General features: G+C 66.7%; 9 protein-coding genes. 6 read left to right on the top strand and 3 right to left on the bottom strand.

Annotated elements, in window-relative coordinates; translation table 11 throughout:
* Window positions 1-57 precede the first annotated feature (57 nt).
* The 5 genes from ACIA8C_RS39280 to ACIA8C_RS39300 all read left to right on the top strand — a co-directional run bounded on the left by ACIA8C_RS39280 (window position 58) and on the right by ACIA8C_RS39300 (window position 2,420).
* Complete coding sequence (locus ACIA8C_RS39280) at window positions 58-786, top strand: hypothetical protein (protein ID WP_397143884.1); 729 nt, start codon at window positions 58-60, stop codon at window positions 784-786.
* 71 nt (window positions 787-857) lie between these two features.
* Window positions 858-1,052 (top strand): hypothetical protein, encoded by a 195-nt coding sequence (locus ACIA8C_RS39285; protein WP_397143886.1) that lies wholly within the window; start codon window positions 858-860, stop codon window positions 1,050-1,052.
* Window positions 1,053-1,092: 40 nt separating this feature from the next.
* On the top strand, window positions 1,093-1,296 hold the full coding sequence (locus ACIA8C_RS39290; RefSeq protein WP_397143888.1) for a hypothetical protein: 204 nt from the start codon (window positions 1,093-1,095) through the stop codon (window positions 1,294-1,296).
* Window positions 1,297-1,605: 309 nt separating this feature from the next.
* Entirely contained in the window at window positions 1,606-1,881 is a 276-nt protein-coding gene (locus tag ACIA8C_RS39295) for a helix-turn-helix transcriptional regulator (protein ID WP_397143890.1), read from the top strand.
* Window positions 1,878-2,420, top strand: coding sequence for a hypothetical protein (locus ACIA8C_RS39300; protein ID WP_397143892.1), 543 nt, complete (start codon window positions 1,878-1,880; stop codon window positions 2,418-2,420). Before ACIA8C_RS39295 ends, ACIA8C_RS39300 begins: the two co-directional genes overlap by 4 nt.
* Before the next feature lie 53 nt (window positions 2,421-2,473).
* On the opposite strand, the gene ACIA8C_RS39305 is transcribed toward ACIA8C_RS39300, so the two are convergent.
* The 3 genes from ACIA8C_RS39305 to ACIA8C_RS39315 are packed head-to-tail and all read right to left on the bottom strand — an operon-like array spanning window position 2,474 to window position 17,669.
* Window positions 2,474-10,132, bottom strand: coding sequence for an amino acid adenylation domain-containing protein (locus tag ACIA8C_RS39305; protein WP_397143894.1), 7,659 nt, complete (start codon window positions 10,130-10,132; stop codon window positions 2,474-2,476).
* The gene (locus tag ACIA8C_RS39310; protein ID WP_397143897.1) at window positions 10,129-15,630 is read right to left on the bottom strand and encodes a type I polyketide synthase; all 5,502 of its coding nucleotides are present in this window, start codon (window positions 15,628-15,630) and stop codon (window positions 10,129-10,131) included. Before ACIA8C_RS39310 ends, ACIA8C_RS39305 begins: the two co-directional genes overlap by 4 nt.
* Window positions 15,627-17,669 (bottom strand): AMP-binding protein, encoded by a 2,043-nt coding sequence (locus ACIA8C_RS39315; RefSeq protein WP_397143899.1) that lies wholly within the window; start codon window positions 17,667-17,669, stop codon window positions 15,627-15,629. The genes ACIA8C_RS39310 and ACIA8C_RS39315 overlap by 4 nt, the downstream gene beginning before the upstream one ends.
* 572 nt (window positions 17,670-18,241) lie before the next feature.
* Between ACIA8C_RS39315 and ACIA8C_RS39320 the strand changes: the two genes are divergently transcribed.
* Window positions 18,242-19,204 (top strand): sigma-70 family RNA polymerase sigma factor, encoded by a 963-nt coding sequence (locus tag ACIA8C_RS39320; protein ID WP_397143901.1) that lies wholly within the window; start codon window positions 18,242-18,244, stop codon window positions 19,202-19,204.
* Window positions 19,205-19,284: the final 80 nt, after the last annotated feature.

The following is a 19,284-nucleotide window of genomic DNA, read 5'->3' on the forward strand; positions in this document are numbered from 1 at the left end:
AGCTACGGTCGTCAGCGACGAATTCAAACACTGTTTGAAAAGGAGGTAGGGCCGCACATGGACACCGTGCTGTACAACCTGACCACCGCGGCCCTGTTCGTGCTGCTGTTCGCCGCCGCGCGCACCGCGGTCCGGCCGGAAACCATCCCGCACCGTCGAATCCCCTGGGCGGCAACCGCATTGACGGTGATCGCGGTCGCCGCGGTGCTCACCCAACTGCTGTGGTCCGGGGCAATGGGCGCGCTGGATGGCGACCCGGGCAAATCCGGCTGGTGGCGTCCGCTCACCTCGGTGTTCATGCAGAACGGCGGCGTGAGCGGCGCGATATGGAACCTGGTCACGCTCGCCGTGATCGCCGTGCTCGCCGAATGGCTCTGGGGCGCCGCCGTCATGCTCGCGCTGTTCCTCGTCGGCGCGCTCGTGCCCGGTCATCTCGACGCCCTCTTCGGCCTGAGCAGCGTCAGTGCCGATCCCCGCAATTTCGCCGGAAGCTCCGGCGCGACATACTTTCTCGGCGCCACCGCCGCGGCCGTCCTGCTGCTCAGCGCCAGCTCGCTGCCCGAACGCCTGCGCTCGCTGGCCGCGCCGGTAGCGGGTATGTGCTTGTGGCTCGCCCAAGACAACGCGCACGGTCTGGTCGTCGTTTACGGATACGTCCTCGGCGTGGTGGCGTGGCTAGCGCTACGTGCGGTGCTGCCCGACCGCCACGCCGGGTCCCGGAAATCGGTCGGCGACGTGCTGGCCCTGCTGCCCGGGAAGAAATCGCCGGCGACTCGACAGGGGTAAACGCAGTGCCCGGCGGTGGCATCACATCGGATCCACACGCAACGCAATCACACACCGATAGGAGTTTTTACATGCGCGTACTGCGTGCGCTCGGTACCGGAAGCCTGGTCGGCATTTCGATCCTCATTTGCCCCACACCGGCTGAGGCCGCGCCACTTTCACTCGAAACGCCCGCGCCACTTTCCAGCGAACCGGTCGCCGGAGGATGGTGCGACCTGAATCCGTTGATCGGCGCGTGGTGCTTGATCGCCAGCCAGTCGGCGTAAGAATCTTTCCGGAAACTATTGCTGAAAAGGGCTTTTCACGATGAACCGAATTTCCACACTCACCACGGGCGTTCTCCTCTCGGCCGCGGTGCTGCTCCCCCTCGCGCCCGCACAGGCCGAGGCCCCGCAGCCCGCGCTGGAGCAGGTGAGCGCCGACGGTAGCAGTGGCTCGTCCATGCAGTCGCTCACGTGCACGATCCTGCGGCTCATCCTGCTCAACCAAGGCCCCGCGTCCTGCGCCTAGCCATGAAATCGGGACCATCGCGGCCGTCGCCGCAGTAATCCTGACAACGAGATAGCATGCCGACGCCGGCGGCCGGGGGGTCGTCGGCGTCGGCATTTCCACCTCCGCCCAGACGTACTCTGACGCAGCACCCTCGCACCATGCTCGCCCAGTGCACCGACCTCGGATTGCCCACGGCCTGACCATTATCCAGGCCGCACGGTTGCCTGCCGGGGCTGCCATTGCCTGCCCGCTGCCAACGCGGCGGTGTCGAACTCGGGTGTGGATACCCACTTGACATCTTGTTGGGTTTTTACAACACTTTGTTGTGTGAGCCCAGTGAGAAGGGGTGAAACCCTCCCAATCTTCAACCGAATCGCAGTACTACGGGCGGAACATCGCATGAGCCGAGCCGCCCTGGCCGAGGCCGTGAACGTCAATACCCAGACCGTCGGCGCGCTCGAGCGCGGCGACCACTACCCCAGCCTCGACCTGGCCATGCGCATCTGCGACGTCTTCGGCCTGCCCGTCGAGGCCGTGTTCTCGCGCACCGAATTCAGCCCGCTCTCGGCCGAGGTCTACTCGCGCCCGAAAGGACAGTCATGACTCATCCGACAATCGGCCTGCTCGATCGCTACCAGGACTATCGAGTGCGCCGCTGGCAGGTCCGCGACGAGCGACTGGCGGGCATGCTGCCCCGCTGGCGCACCCGGGCACGGCGCCGCGCGCTGGTGATCACAGTCGTCGCAAGCCTTTTCGCCATGTTCGCGACCGGCGTGCTATCCGCCTTCGATCTGCGATGGGCACCGATGGTCAGCCTGCCCGCCGTGCTGGTGTTCCTGCCCTCGTGGACGATGCTGCGCATCGCCTCGCAGGGTCATGACCACGCACCCGCGCAGACGCTCGACGAATGGGAGATCGCACAGCGCAACACAGCTCGCTCCGTCGGGCTCACCATCACGCAGGCCTTGGTCATCGCGCCGGTTTTCTATCTGGTCTACAGCGGCGCGATCTTCCCGGAAGCCAACGCCTTTCAGACGGCTTACGCCGGTGGCATCATGGCGCTGGCCGCGCTGCTTGCCGGCGGCTGCTCGCCGGCGATGATCCTCGGCTGGACTCGACCGGATCCGGACCAAGAATCTTGAGCGACTGCACCGCAAGACCATTCGTGCCGATCATGCTCGCCACCGCACTCCCGTCACCTGCTGTGCGGCGGCGGTAGGAGGTGGGTACGAATGCAGTGGTCCAGGTATCGGTGCAGCAATTCACGATCGATCTGGGGACAGCGCACCGTGCTGGTGGCAAGGCCGCGAACGACATTGGCGCTGTGCACCCGACCGAGGCTGTCGAAGGACAGTGCTCGGTCGGCGTCCTCGGATCGGAGCTCGAGGAAGGCCAGCACGGTCGGATCGGTCGTCGGGTCGGCGGCCAGGGTGTCGCGCCACTGGATGATCGGCCGGGTGGTGAGCGGGAAACCGTATTCGCGGACCCAGGAGAAGATGTCGGCCAGGTTCACCGCGGGCACGGGGGCCAGGTTGAACACTCGACCGTCGGGCCGTTCGGCGAGCGAGAGCCGGACGATCGCCGAGCCGACGAAGTCCACCGGTGTCCAGACCTCGGTGGCGTCGAGATCGGGGGCGGTCCCGGTTCGAATGCTGGCCAACAGCATTCGCCACAGGAAATCGTTCGGATTGACGATGCCGGTGCCGGTGGCGCCGGTCACCCGCCCGAGCCGGTAGACGGCCACCGGCAGCCCGCGTTCGGCGGCCTGCTGGAGCAGCCGCTCGGATACCCATTTGGTTTGCGGATAGCCATCCCACAGCTCTTCGTGCGCGGGGAGGAACTCCTCGGCCACGTCGGCGTGGATGCGTGCCGGAGCCGCGACGGACAGGGTCGAGACATAATGCACCGGTATCGACCGATGTGCGGCGGCCATGCGCAGGATCTCATGTGTCGCAACCACATTCGTCACCCGCAAACTCGAGTACGCGCGCCGGATGTCGATCACCGCCGCGTTGTGGTAGATCGCGTCGCAGCTTACCGACAGCTCGGTGAACTGCCGGTCGTCCAATCCCAAGCGCGGCATGCTGAGATCGGCAGGCAGCACTACCACGCGGTCGCTCAGCGCCGCGGCGGACAATCCTTGCTCGGCAAGCACCCGCTGAATCCTCGCCAAGCCCTGTGCCGGATCGTCGGCCCGGACCAAACACACCACCTGCGCTTCGGACTGCGCCAACAGCGCGGAGAGCAAGTGCGCGCCCACGAAACCTGTTGCGCCGGTCAGAAGTACGCGTCGCGGCGGAGACACGAGCGCCGGGGTCACTATCGATGACACCACATCGTCGGGCAGGATCGCATCGGCCAGCGCCGCGGCGGGCATGCCGGTGATGCGCTGTGGTGCGGCGCCGGGCCCGCTGTCGAGGGCCGCCGCGAGTCCGGCCACCGTGGGGTGGCGGAACAGCAGGGCGACCGGAACATCGCGGCCCAGCGCGGCCCCGATCCGGTTCACCGCTTGAATGGTCTGCAGCGATTGCCCGCCGAGTTGGAAGAAATCGTCCGTCGTAGACCGGATCCGCACACCGAGTACCTGTTCCCACACGGTCAGCACCGTGCTTTCCAATTCCGTTGCCGGTGCGGTCCCGCTCGACTGTGTCGTGTCGGTGGCTAGCGGGGAATTCCGCAGGGCACCTCGGTCCACCTTCCCCGAAGGCGTCCTCGGCAGCCGCTGCACCATGACCACCGAGCCCGGAATCGAGGCGGCGGGCAAGACCGAGCCCAGATACGTTCGAAGTTCGGCCGGGGACGGACAGACCGCCGACGCCACGGGAACGACATGGGCGGACAGGTGTTTCGCGCCATCGGCCAGGACCCGTCCGACCACCGCGGCCTCCGCGACGCCGGGATGACCGAGCAGCAGCGTCTCGATCTCGGCCGGATCCACCCGGTGGCCACTGATTTTGAACTGTTCGTCGATCCGGCCGACGAAGACGAGCTGTCCGTTTTCGCCGCGACGGACCAGGTCGCCGGTGCGATATGCGCGCGGCCGACCCGCCAATTCTGGTAGTGACACGAACCGTTCGTTGGTCAGCTCGGGTCGGCGCACGTATTCCCTCGCCAATCCGGCGCCGGTCAAATACAACTCACCAACGGTGTTCGGGGCCGCCGGTTGTCCGTGCTGATCGAGCACCGCCGCGCGTACGCCGGGGAGAGGCACACCTATGGGCACCGTATCTCCCGGTCCGCCTGCGACATTCAGCTCGGCCGTGGTCGCCACCACGGTGGCTTCGGTCGGCCCGTAGGTGTTGAGCAGGCGCACCGAACCATCGGTGACGTTGTTCCACTGGACGATCCGCTCGGGCAGCGCCCCCTCGCCACCGATGATCACCATCCGCACGCTGTTCGGCAAGTTCGCAAGGCCCGTCGCGAGGGCATGGGTGAGTTCGTGCCAGAACGCTGTCGGCAGGTCGAGCACGCTGATGCGGTGTCGCACACAGGCGTCGACGAAATTCGGCATGGATTGCAGCATCTGCGCGGTGCGCACGACGAGGGTGGCACCGGTCACCAGGGTCAGGAATATCTCTTCGACGCTGGCATCGAAATGCAATGGGGCGAACTGCAATACCCGGTCATCCGGCGCCAGACGGTAGCTATCCCGCGCCCCCGCAACGAAATTCGCCAGCGCGCCTCGGGTGATCAGCACACCGTTGGGGTGACCGGTGGAACCGGAGGTGTAGATGACGTAGGCCGCATCATCGGTCCCTGCCGATGAGACAGGCCCGAACGCGTTACTGAAGTCCGAACCGCCCGACATCGCGTCATCGATCAATATCACGTCCTCGCCGCGGTTTTCGACCAGGTCGACGTGCTGCGCCGTGGTAATGATCGCGCACGGCTCGGCGTCGGCCAGGATGGCCGCCCGCCGCGACCGTGGCCCCAGGGGATCCATCGGCAGATACCCCGCACCCGCCAGCAGTACTCCGACTATCGCCACCACCGCTTCGATGCCGTTCGGCAACAGCACCGCGGCAAGCTGGCCGGGTCGAACGCCACGTCGGCGCACGGTGTCGGCCAGTTGTTGTGCGGCCGAAGCGAATTCCTGATAGGTCAGCTGCCGCGTTCCCTGCTCGATAGCGATGGCAGTGGGCTGCCGACGAGCGCATTCGAGGATCAGATCGACCACGGATCGCCCGGGTGTGGACAACGGACCGCCGTCCAGTACGGCTCGGTCGCGTTCGGACGCGGGGAGCGAACGGATTTGGGCGATCGGCCGATCGGAGCCGCCGAGCAATTCCAGCACAGCGGTCCGTACCTGGGCGAGCATGCCGTGCGCGTGCTGTCCGTCGAGGGCGGCACCGAAGGTGGCACGCAGCACCATCTCGGTCTCCGGAATCACGTACAGCATCAGTGGAGTTCCGGTCACCTCGTCGAACTGGACGTCGGTGATCGACAGACCGGTCCCCTCGGCGGCCAGATCGTCTGCCGCCGGGTAGTTCTCGAAGACCATGATGGTGTCGAACAATGCCATTTCGCCGACGGACCGCGCCACCCCGCCGCACCGCTCCACCTGGGCCAGGGTGAGGCCGTCGTTGGCGCTGATCCGAAGCTGACGATCCTGAATACCGCGCAGCCATGCCGCAACGGGCATGGCCGGATCGACCGGAACCCGTAGCGGCAGCGTATTGATGAACAATCCGACCGCGGACTCCATACCGTTCAGCTCCGCGGATCGTCCGGTGGTCGTCACGCCGAACACGACGTCGGATTCACCGGTCCACCGCGCCAGCAGCAGCGCCCACGCGGCCTGGAAGAGTGTGTTGACCGTGACGCCGAGCGCGATCGCGCCGCGCCGCACCGCGGCCGTTTCGTCCTCGGTGAACCGCAACTCTCGAACGCCGTGGCGAAGTGCGCTGCCCGGCAATGCGTTACCCGCGGGCAGTGCCCTGGTGGGTGCCGTGAGACCGGCCAACTCCGTGCGCCAGAACGACTCCTGCGCCGCGGCGCGTTCGGCGTGCAAGGCCGCCCGCCGCGCCAAGAGCGCCGAATATGCCGGTGGCTCAACGAGTATGGGCGATTGATCCTGAAATGCCGCCTGGTAGCACGACATTACTTCGCGCAGTACGGTCCCGAGGCTCCATCCATCGAGCAGGAGATGGTGATGGGTCCATATCAGCTCGAACTGCTCCGCGGATCGCCACACCAGTGTCCAGCGCATCAGCAGAGGCCCGGCGAGGTCCGGAAAACCGCGCTCCCGGTCGGTCTCGAGCAACTGTGCCATCCGCCGATCGCCTTCGGCGGGGTCGAGTCCACGCAGATCGATGACCGCGATCGTGACATCTCCCTCGGCGATGACATGCTGGACGGGCCGGTCGGCCGAATCGAAGCCGAAGCGCATCCGCAGCGTCTCGTGCCGGTCCAGCACGTGTTGCCAGGCGGTACGCAATGCCGCGACTCGGACGGGCCCGCTCAGCTGGAGGCGAACCTGCTCGCAGTACAGCTGCGGCGACTCCTGGGTGACGCAGTGCAACAGCATGGTCTGTTGCATGGGTGAGAGTTGGTGAGACTGCGTCGTTTCGGCGTCCAGGTTCGAGTATGCGTCGAGATCGTGTTCGGCCGTCGTGCTCGCCGCGGCCATCTCGATGACCGTCCGATGAGCGAATATCTGCTCCGGGGTGAGCAGCAGACCGGCTCGGCGCGCCGCCGCGCTGAGTCTGATCGCCAGCACCGAGTCACCGCCGAGGGCGAAGAAATCCGCGCCGATACCGATATCCGGTCGGTCGAGCAGTTCCGCGAGCAGACGGCACAACAGCGTCTGACGCTCGTCGGTGGGTCGCGCTACATCGGCGCCGCGGCCGACGGCCATCGCAACGAGTGCGTTGCGGTCGACTTTTCCGTTGCCGCTGAGCGGGAATCGTGCCACGACAACGATTTCCGGGGGCACCATGTAGCCGGGTAGGACAGCTCGGCAGTGCTCGGCAGCGAGCGCGGCCACCTCGGTGTCGGTGTCCGCGACAACGTAGCCGACCAGGTGTCCGCCGGTGGCGAGCACAACGGCGTCGCGAATGGCGGTGTGCTCACGCAGCACCGCTTCGATCTCCCCGAGTTCGACCCGGAATCCGCCGATCTTGACTTGCTGGTCGGTTCGGCCGAGAAATTCGATGAGCCCGTCTCGGCCATACCGCCCGAGGTCGCCGGTGCGGTACAGGCGGCCGAACTCCTGATGGTCGACGAACCGCTCCTCGGTGCGCTCGCTGTCCCGCCAATAGCCTTGCGCCACACCGATACCGCCGATGTGGAGTTCGCCGGTGACCCCCGGCGGACAGGGGTGACCGACCTCATTGAGGATGTGGAACCGCTGGTTGGTCATCGGGCGCCCGTACGGGATGGAGTTCCACCGCGGATCGACCTCCGCCACGGGATACCAGTTCGACCAGATCGACGCCTCGGTGGCGCCGCCGAGGCCGATCACCCGCACGGATCGAATCAGTGCACGGAGTCGATCGGGCAGGCTCAGTGGAATCCAGTCACCACTCAGCAGGCAGATCCGCAACGACTGCAGAGCGTCGCGGGTGCTGTGTTCTGCCTCTTCGGCGGCCAGCCCCGCCAGTGCGGGGACCGAGTTCCATATCGTCACCCGTTCCCGCCGCACCAATTCCAGCCAATGTCCGGGGTCCTTGAGCCCAGCTGACTGCGGCAACACGATGGTGCCGCCTGCGGCGAGCACGCCGAAGATGTCGTAGACGGACAGGTCGAAGCTGAGCGACGACAAGGCGAGTACCCGGTCGTTCTCGTCGACGACGAAGCGCGAGTTGATGTCACGAATGGTGTTGGTCGCGCCGAGATGATCGATGATCACCCCCTTGGGTGTGCCGGTCGAGCCGGAGGTGAAGATCACGTAGGCGAGCCGGTGCGGGTCGGCAGGCAAGACCCGAGGTGTCGCCGGAGTCGCACGCAGGGTGCAGACGTCCACCTCGAAGACCTGTCCGGCGAATTCCGGTAGCGCTGCCCGCGTCTCGGGCTGGACCAGCACATGGTCGACGCCACCCAACCGGAGCAACTCCGCGATGCGCCGGGGCGGCAGCTCGGCGTCGACCGGCAGGTAGGCCGCACCGGATTTACAGACACCCAATGCCGCGACGATCTGCTCCCAGCCCTTACGCATGCAGATCGCCACCAGTTGACCGGGACGAGCCTGCGCGCGTTGCAACCAGGCCGCGACGGTATCGGAGAACTCGTCCAACTCGGCATAGCTGAGCCGGATCCGATGATCGATGACCGCCTCGGCCTGCGGGCGCGCCGCCGCCATGGCCCGGAATCCGTCGTGCAACGCGATATCGGACGGCACCGGTCCCGCGGTGTCGTTCCATTCCTCGACGACGCGGCGATACTCCGCGGCGGGCAATATCGGTGCCGAGCCGACCGGGAGTTCCGGGGCAGCGAGCAGTCCGTCCAGCAGGACCATGAAGCGATCGGTGAAACGCTCGATCGTGGCCGGATCGAACAGATCGGTGCTGTACTCCCAACTGCCATGCAGGCCGTCGGCGGATTCCGCCAGTGACAGGGTGAGATCGAACTGGGAGACGGTGCGCGGCAATTCCGCTGAGGTGGCCGTCAACTCGGAGGTCAGGGCGATGTGCCCGCCCGCGCCGCCCATCCCCATCAACGCCAGGCTGCTCATCTCCCGTGACCGCGCCTGGCGCAGCACGAACATGACGTCGAACAGCGGCGAGCGGCTCAGATCCCGCGGCACCCGCAACCGCTCCACCAGCATCGGGAACGGCAGTGCCTGATGGATCAGTGCCTCAACGGATGTCGAACGCACCTGCCGCACCAGATCATCGAAGGACGTCGTCGGATCCACCCCGACCCGCAGCGGCAGCGCGTTGTCGAAATAGCCTGCCACCGACGCCCATTCAGCGTCCGTTCGACCGGTCATCGGGGTGCCGATCAGCAGATCGTGCTGATTGCTGTGCCGGTGCAGGAAGACCGCGAAGACCGCGAGCAGGGTCTGGTAGGTGGTCGCACCGGCAGCGCGAGCGAACTCACGCACCCGGTCCGCGGTCCGAGCCTCGATCCGGAACCCGTGCATCGCGCCGCGGAACGACTTGGTCTGCGGCCGCGGTCGGTCGGTCGGCAGTTGGAGCACGGGGCGCGGACCGGCGAGATTATCGCGCCAGTACTCCCACAGGCGCGCACCCTCCTGGCCGGCCAGCATTCGGGTCTGCCATCGCGTGAACTCGGCGTAGTGCCGGGTCACCGGGGGCAGTACCGGTTCGGTGCCGGCGATTTCGGCCTGGTAGAGGGTGGCCAGATCGTTCACCAGCAGAACCAGCGTCCAGAACTCGCCGACGATGTGATGCACCACCAGCAGGGCGACGTGTTCATCCGGGGCGGTGCGGTAGATGCCGAGCCGCATGAGCGGACCGGCGGTCAGGTCGAAGGGCCGGTCGACCTCTCGAGCGAGATGTGCTGTCAGTTCCCGCTTTTCCCATCCGGTGGCGTCGGTCTCCGACATCCGTAGCGTGTCGGTCGGAATCTGCTCCTGGTGCGGTTCTCCCCTGTCGTCGGTGACGACGCAGGAGCAGAGCACGCGATGACGCTGTGCGAGTCTGGCCACCGCGCGGTGCAGCGCGGCCGAATCCAGCGGTCCGCGCAACACCAACGCTTCACCGAGGTTGTAGGCGGTGGCGTCGGGCGCGAGTTGGTGCAGGAACCACAGGGCACGTTGCCCGTAGGACAGCGGCCATCGGATCGGGGGTCGCTGTGCACGGTCACGCAGCAGCGTGGCCAGCAGCCGGCGCTTCTCGGTCGATGAGAGGTGCCGGACCGGATCGGTTTCGGCGACAGGGGAGTTCGTCATGCTCGGTGGCCCTTCTGTTGCGACCCGATGATCTGTCCCGGCCCGTCGATCTCGGCATCGTCGGCGTATTCGGCCAGCAGTGTGTCCAGCTCTGTATCCGACAGCTCGTCGAGTCGGCCCAGCAACGTCTCGGGGGCGAGGTTGTCCCGCGACACCGCCGCCGGGGTCGCAAGCTGGTCGGCGACATGCTCAGCCAACTCGCGCAGCGTCGGTCCTCGCAGAATGAGTGCGGTCGGCACGCGGATCGAAAAGGCGGACTCGATACGGTTTTTCAGCTCCAGGCCCATCAACGAGTCCAAACCCAGTGCGGTGAGCGGGGTGTTCAGCGCGACCCGCTCCGGTGCGGTGTCGAGGGTCTGTGCCAACCGAGCCCGCAGTTCGATGCTGATCCGCTCGATCCGCTGCGCGGGATCCGCATCGAGTAGATCGGCGAGGTCGATCAAGGTGGTGTCGTATCCCGCCGCGCTCGCGCCGGAGTTGTCGGTGCCGGCCGTTGCGTTGAGCAGATCGCCGAGCAATCCCGCCCCGATACGGCCACCCGCAATGCGTTGCCAGCGTTGCCAATCCGCGTCGAGGACGGCGAGCACCGCACGGTCGTCGCAGAAAGCACGGCCGAGCGCCGCCACCGCCGCCTGCGGTGGCATCGGACGCAGGCCAACGGCGGTGAGCCGTTCGGCGGTGGCCGAGTCGGCGACCATGCCGTCCCCGGCCCACGGTCCCCAGGCGATGCTCACCGCAGGCAGGCCGTTGGCTCGGCGATACTGCGCCAGTCCATCGAGAAAGGTGTTGGCCGCGGCATAGCCGGACTGACCGGGGGAACCGAGCGCACCGGCGATCGAGGAGCACAGGAGGAAGAAATCCAGCTCCGATGCCGCCGTCGCGCGGTGCAGATGCCAGCCACCGTCGACCTTCGGGCCGAGCACCGCCGCCACCTGAGGCCAGCTCTGCTGGTGCAGCAGCGCGTCATCCAGCACGCCTGCGGCATGCACCAGCCCGCGCAGCGGCGGGAATTCCCGCCGGATCCGCTCGACGATCTCGACGGCCTGACGCGGATCGGCGACGTCGCCCCGCACGTAATGCACGTCGGCGGGCCCGGCAGCCAACGCCGCGATCGCCGCGCGTCCCTGGCCGGTGAGCTCGGAGCGGCCGTTGAGCAAGATCGTCCCGGCGCCCTGGGCAATCAACCACCGCGCGATGGCGAGGCCGACACCACCGAGTCCGCCGGTGATCAGATAACTGGCATCCGGCCGGATCGGCACCGTTGCGTCCGAGTGCGTCCGATCCAGCTCGACCAGCCGGGGCGTCAGCCACGAGTCTGCCCGATGTGCCTGTTGCACTCCGTGTTCCGAGCTGAGCAGCAGATCGACCAGAGCAGCGGCTTCGCCGGTCACCGAGCCGCTTGGATCGAGGTCGACCAGTCCGCCGAAGGTCAACGGGTTTTCCGTGGCCAGCGTCCGTCCCAACCCCCACACGGTGCTCTGGCGGGGATCGATCGGTTCCCGCGCCACTTGCTGCGCGCCCCGGGTGATCAGCCACACCGGGCCGCCTTCGGTGGTCGTCCAGCCGTTGAGCAGCGGAACAAGTTCGCGGACAAGCGAATTCGCTGTCGACGAGGGCTCATCGGCGGCGGGCTCCAGCGGAAGCAGGTCCAGCGCCGAGAGATACAACACGCCACGCCACGGCGCTTCGCCGAGGGTGCGCCAGTGATCGGGATCGGTGATGTCGAGCCGTTGCCTGCCACCGTCCGGGTGGCACAGTTCCCAGCCCTCGTCCACGGCGGATATGACCGCGCAGGGCTCGCCGCGTTCGGCCAGCAGCTCCAGGATCCGATCACTGAGCGAGTTGCGAGTCGACCACACCAACCACGCGCCCGTCCGAGCCGGGTGGGGCGCAGGCTGCGGAGGTGAACCGGGCCGCCACTGAATGTCGTAGCGGCACACCGTATCCGGGTCGGCGAGTCCCACCTGCTCAGGCTTTATCGTGGTCAGTCGCACCCCCTCGAGCAGCAGCACCAGGCCGTGCTCGTCGTAGACCCGGATATCGGCCAGCACCTGGTAACCGCCCCGCTGTGCGATCTCCAGGACTTCGATATCGCCCCAGGCGGCCGCCACCGGTCGGCGAGCGAGCACTACCCGCCGGACCGTCAGGGGGACCAGCAGGTTGCCCTGGTCGGTCAGCTCCTGAATCACGGCGTCCGGCAGGGCTCCGGCGATCGCTTGGAAGCAGGCGTCCACGAAACCGGGGGCCGCGACCACGTCCGCAGCCACGCCGTCGGGCCTGCCCAACATGAACCGGGTCGACCGCGAACCCGGCCGCACCCACCGGATCCACCGGAAACTCCCGCTGAGCTGCAGCCCTCGGCGCGCCGCTTCGGCATAGAACTCCGCACCGTCCATCGCGTCGTCGGGACGCGCCGACTCGGGGGGCTCGTCGGCGATCGACGAGCACAACGCCGCCTTGGTCCTGGCGTGAATGCTCCAGTGCTGCGGCCGTCCATCCTCGGCCGGTGCGCTGTGCACCTCGACCGCCCAGGTGTCCGGCTCGGTCGGCGTCAGATGGCATTGCGCCCGGTGCTGCTGCTCCCCCGCGAGCACGAGCGGCCGGGTGAAGACAACGTCGGAAAACTCCAGATCCGCAGCGCTGTTCGCTAGATGCCAGGTGGAGCCTGCCGCGGCGCTCAACCAATACGCCCCCGGCACAACGACACGACCGAACAGTCGATGATCACCGTTGTCCGCCGGGTGGTTTTCACCCAGTATCTGCTCGAAAACCGCTGCGCCGGAAGGTAACCACACCGGCGCGCCGGCATAGGGAACCGTCAGTTCGGCGGAAGACCCCGGCGTCGCGCTCTGTGCCAACCGCGCCAATGTCCGCCGACCGCGTTCGACGAACTTGTTGGAATGGGTGACGCTCTCGAAGGGATATGTCGGCGCTCGATGTATGCGACCGGGCCGGTCCCGGTGGTACTGCGCCCAATCGATCCGCGCCCCCCGGGTGTACAGCGCGGCCAATGCCCGCTGCACCCGTTCCGGCTCCGGTTCGGCGCCGACCATCGCGGCCACGGCGTGCACATTCGCGTGCTCGACGCCGCGGCGCACGAATCCGGCCAAGACGCCTGCCGGTCCGATCTCGACCATCAGCGGGCAACCCGCGTCGACCAGGGTCCGTACTCCGGCGGCGAACCGCACCGGTTCGCGGACATGCCGACGCCAGTACGACGGCTCGCTCAACTCGGTGCTGTCGGCGAACTCGCCGGTCAGATCGGAGACGAACGCGGTGTGCGGCGCATGTGTCACGGCGCGCGCCACCTGCTGTTCGAATTCCGCGAGCATCGGATCCATCAGCGCGGAGTGGAACCCGCGGGTCACCGGAAGTCTGCGGGTCGGCACCCCGGCGCCGGACAATCGCGAAACCACCTCAGCCAGAGCCGATTCCGCGCCGGAGATGGTCACCGCGGCCGGACCGTTGACCGCGGCCACCGTGACCCGATCCGCGTGCTCCCCGATCGCGTCCCGTACCACGTCCACCCCGGCGACCACCGCATACATGGCACCCGGCGAGGTGTGCCGCATGAGCCGGCCGCGGGTAGCTACCAGGCGGGCGGCGGTGTCCAGATCGAACACGCCTGCCGCGCATGCCGCCGCGTAGGCGCCGACACTGTGCCCGAGCACGGCGTCCGGTCGAACGCCCATCGACTCCCACAGTGCGGTGCTCGCGTATTCGAAGGCGAACAGCGCCGGTTGGGCGTACTCGGTGTGGTCGAGCAGGGTGCCGGACCCGAACAGCACCTCGAGCAAGCGGATATCGAGATGTTCTTCCATGGCTTCGGCGCACCGGTCCAGGGCCGCGCGGAAGATGGGTTCGACGCGGTACAGCTCTTGGCCCGTTCCGGCGCGGTGGGAACCCTGCCCGGAGTATAGGAACGCGATCCGAGCGGGGCGGGCGTCGTCGGTAGCGGTCCCGGTCAGCTCGGCCAGCTGGGCCGCGGCATCCGCCGGGTCCAAGGCCACCACGGCACCCCGGTGCGCGAAATGGGCGCGGCCCGCATTGACGGTCCTGGCCAGATCCGGCAACGTGATTCGATCGGCCTCCAGTGCCCGGTGGTAGCCGGCGGCCAGTTTCCGCAGACCGATGTCGGTGCGGGCCGATACGGTGATTACCGCGGGCCGGTCCGGCGTCATCGCCGCGGGCGCGGTCACGTCCCGCTCGCGCGCGGGCGCTTCGAGCACCACATGGGCATTGGTGCCGGACAAGCCGAACGAACTCACCCCGGCGATCAGCGGCCCACCCGACGGCCAGGAGTCCGGTGCCGTCGGTATGCGAATCCGTGAGCCGTGCAACCGGATCCGCGGATTGAGTTCCTTCAGGTTCAGGTGTGGTGCGATGATGCCGTTCTCGAAACACAAGATCGTCTTGATCAGACCCGCCATCCCGGCGGCGGCTTCCAGATGCCCGATGTTGGTCTTGACCGAGCCGACCAACAGCTCCCGGCCTGCCAGCGGTCCGAACACATCGCCGAGCGCGTCCAGTTCGATAGCGTCGCCGAGTGGCGTTCCGGTCCCGTGCGCTTCGACATAGCCGACCTCGTCCGGTGTCACGCAGGCAGCGGCCAGCGCCTCGCGGATCACCGCCCGCTGCGCCGCCCCGTTGGGTGCGATGATCGAGGCACTGCGACCGTCGTGTTTGACCGCCGATCCGCGAAGCACGGCCAGCACCCGCTCACCATCGGACACATCATGTAGCCGCCGGAGCACCAGCACCCCGCAGCCTTCGCCGCGGCCGTAGCCGTCGGCGCCGGCATCGAAGGTTTTACAACGTCCATCCGCCGCAATCATTTTGGCGAGTGAGAGGTTGATCCAGATATCGGGCGAGAGCAGCAGACTCACCCCGCCGACCAGGGCCATATCGCATTCCCCGCGGCGCAGGCTGGCCGCGGCCAGGTGCAGCGCGACCAGGGACGAGGAACACGCGGTGTCCAGGCTCAGCGCGGGACCTTGCAGATCCAGCGCGTGGGCAAGTCGACCGGACGCCATGCCGTGCAACGTTCCCGGACCGGTATAGGCCTCGATCATCTCCGGCGCCCCGGCCCATATCTGCAGATTGAGAAAGTCGGTGCTCGAAACACCTACGAACACACCGGTTTTGCTACCGGCCAACTGGTCTGCGGGCTGGCCGGCGTCCTCCAGTGCTTCCCAGGTGGTTTCCAGCAGCATCCGGAACATCGGATCGATACTCCGAGCTTCCCGGGGTGCGATTCCGAAAAAGTCGGCGTCGAAATCTTCGACGTTGTCGAGAAATGATCCCGCGCTCGCGTGAGTTCGGCCGGTCCGGTCCGGATCGGGATGGTAGAACTGCCCGAGCCGATCCGGCGGAAATGGCCGCACCGCATCCCGTCCGTCGGACAGCAACGACCAGAATCCGGCCGGTCCGCGTTCCGCACCGGGAAAACGGCAGCCCATTCCGATGACGGCAATCTTTTCCTCGCGACTGTCGGTCATCGCGGCGTCCTTTCCGAAATTGCCAACACGCCATCCAGATAGCTGGCGAGCGCATCGATCGTCGGGTGATCGAACAGCAGGCCGATCGGCAGCGATACACCCAGCTCGGCCTGTACCCGGTTGCGGATCTCCACCGCGGCCACCGAGTCGATACCGAGCTCGAGGAACCCGGTTTTGGCGCCGAGCGCCGACCCGTTCCCGAGCCGCAGTACGGTGTTGATCCGCTCGGTCAGGTAGCGAACGAGCTCGTCGCGCCGTTGCCAGGCGGGACCCCGTGCCGCACGCAGTGTCGTCGGCTGGTCGGCCAGCCGCCACTGCGCGACAACGGCGAGACGGCCGCGTTCGAAATCCGCCCGGCACAGCATGCGTTGCACCTTGCCGCTCGACGTCTTGGGCACGGCCCCCGGCTCGACAAGGGCCACCACGGCGGGCATGACGCCATGCTCGGCGCCGACCACGGAGCGGATCGTGGTCAGCAAACCATCCCGATCCGCGATCTCGGGTGCGTGCCGGAGCTCTTGCAGGACAACAAGTTCCGGCTGGCCATCCGGATCGACCGTGAATGCCACGCCGCCGCCGGGCCGCAAGCCGGGATGGCAGGCCGCGACGCTGTGCTCGATATCGTGGGGATACAAGTTGCGGCCGTCGATGATGATCATCTCCCGGCGCCTGCCCGTGACGAACAATTCGCCGTCGCGGAGAAAACCCAGGTCACCGGTGCGGAGGAAGCGCACTCCCGGCCGGAAGGGCAGGGTGGCGCCGAACGTTTGCACGCCGTGCTCCGGTTCGGACCAATATCCGTCGGCGACGGAGGCGCCGCTGATCCAGATCTCACCGACCTCGTCGGAACGACAAGGTTGTCTCGTCTGCGGATCCACCACCTGCACGTCATGATCGGGCACCACCGGCCCGTTGCCGACCAGCACGCGCGTGCCCGCGCCCTCGCGCATGCTGATCCGGCCCTGCTCCAAAACATCGGCGTCGACACGGATTTCGCTCGGCCCGTCCGGGCGCTGCCCCCCGGACACCATCAGGGTGCACTCAGCCATGCCGTAGCACGGAAACAGGCTTTGCCTGTGGAATCCCGCGACCTCGAACGCCGAGGCGAAACTCCGCAACGTCTGCGCGCGCACCGGTTCGGCCCCGCAGAAGGCGACATCCCAACCGGACAGATCGAGCCGTTCCCGGTCGAGTGGCTCGATCTTGCGTGCACAGAGGTCGTAAGCGAAGTTCGGGCCCCCCGCGCTGACCCGCGACTTGCCGGAAATTCGTTCGAGCCAGGTCGATGGGGAGTGCAGGAAAGTCAGCGGCGACATCAGCTCGCAGGCCATTCCGACATGGAGGGGTTGCAGGATGCCACCGATCAAGCCCATATCGTGATAGGGCGGTAACCAGGTCACCACGTGGCAATCCGGGTCATGTCGCATCGCGTGCCGGATGAGCTCGCTGTTGGCCACCAGGTTTCGCTGGGTCACTCGGACTCCGCGCGGGGCACGGGTACTGCCCGATGTGTACTGCAGGAAGGCGAGATCGTCTGCCGTCGATAGCAGGGGGCGCCAGTCCGCGGCCGCACTGTCCGGCACGATATCGGTTGCGCACCAACGTAACTCGGGTCCTTCGCGCTGAGACAACAACGAGTCGCCGACGGCGCGCACCGCGCTGATGGTGAGTACCATCGACACCTGCGCATCCTCGATGATCCCCAGCAGGCGCGACAGCGACCGAGCAGATCGCCCCACCTCCGGTGGATAGGCGGGAACCGCGGTGACACCGGCGTATTGGCAACCGAGAAAGGCAGCGACGTACTCCAGGCCGGGTGGATACAGCAGTAGCACCCGATCACCTGGCAGGCACTGGTCCTGCAATGCGGAGGCGATCGCCCGCGCTCGGGTATCCAGATCGCCGTATGTCCAGTGCACGTCTAATTCCGAAGCACCAGTAACAAAAGTCAGTGACCTACGTCCCGGGGTGTTGTCGGCATGGTGGCGGATAACGTCGACGAAGGACGTCTTTTCGGTGATAGGCAGGTTCGAGACCATATCTCCCCCTTTGTTTGCACTGCAAAGAATGTCGAACGCGACGTCGCGTACTGCGCCGACCTACGGGTTGTTCCGGCAGCGGTTCGAGATCAAAGGATAGAATCGCGATGATGCCGGAGCTTGAGTAGTCGACTACTCGTTCTTCATAAAATGACGTCCGGCCGATATTGCAACCCTGTCTCGCTGCACGGGCCGCAAGATCGGATCTCACCCGTCCGAGTTGATCTCAGCATTGAGATAGACGAACAGGCACAGTGGCAGGTGACATCGTTTCTCCTTTTGTCCTCGGAAAGGTTCTCCCAGATATGCGCGGCACGGCAGGGTGCATGCTCCCGATGTTTCTGGGAACTTTCCCGGGTCGCGAGGCATGCGCCGGGACCGCCGCAAGCATCGGTCGGCTTCGTCTCGCTGGCGCTCGCCGAGACCTCCGGAGGAAGAAAGTTCGGTCGCGCGGCCCGGGCTCGTTCGGCGGCGAGTCCACCCGAAATCCCGGCGGTACAGCCAAGATTCGGGCACGGCGGACGATCACGGCAACTGACCGGTATGGTGCTTGCGGCGGCAGTGGAGGCGTGATGAAGGGTGCAGACGACTTCGATCGTCGGATCGAACCGTTCCGGACGGAGCTGCTGGCGTACTGCTACCGGATGCTCGGGTCGGCGCACGACGCGGAAGACCTGGTCCAGGACACGTATCTGAGGGCGTGGCGGGCGCGCGAGCAGTACGACGATACGCGCAGCTCACTACGCACCTGGCTCTACCGGATCGCGACCAACGTCTGCCTGACCGCGCTGCAGCGCCGAGGCAGCCGACCGCTGCCGTCGGGACTGGTGGACGCGACGGATCCACTCGACCCGCTCGTCCTTGGCGAGCACGCCGCCTGGCTGCAGCCCGTACCGGATTCGTTGCTTGGCACCGGCGATCCGGCCGGGACCGTGATCGATCGCAGCAGTCTGCGCTTGGCATTCGCCTCCGCCTTGCAGCATCTGTCGGCGCGGCAGCGCGGTGCGCTGATCCTGCGTGAGGTGCTCAGCTTCTCCGCGGCCGAGACGGCGGAAATCCTCGGCAGCACAGTCGTATCCGTGAACAGCTCGCTTCAGCGGGCGCGCACCCGCCTGAAAGAGATCGGGGCCGGGCTGGAACGGGTCAGCGAGCCGTCCACGGCGGAGCAGCGCGCCTGGGTCGAGCGCTACATGACGGCGTTCGCGCACGCCGACGTCGAGGGCCTCAAGCGACTGCTCACCGAGGACGTCATCATGGAGATGCCGCCGATGGTCAACTGGTTCCGCGGGCGCACCAACTACGGCCTGTTCATGGCGTGGGTCTTCGAGGCGGCCGGGAAGGACTGGCGGCTCGAGCACGTCACCGCCAACGGCGGCCAACCCGGATTCGCCGCCTACCAGCGCGTCGATGACCGGTACGAACTGCACACGCTGCAGATCTTCACCGTCACCGCCGAAGGCATCAGTCGTAACTCGGTGTTCCAGGATCCAGAGATCTTCGCGACTTTCGGCCTGGCGGCCCGGCGCGACGCTTAGGCCCGAAAATTTCTTTTCAGCAGACGCGATGAGTTCGGGCGCCGCCGCCGGTATGTATTCCCGAGTTCGCCGGAACACTC

Origin of the sequence: Nocardia sp. NPDC051321 (assembly GCF_044455225.1) — a bacterium.
In the GTDB taxonomy this organism is placed as follows: domain Bacteria; phylum Actinomycetota; class Actinomycetes; order Mycobacteriales; family Mycobacteriaceae; genus Nocardia.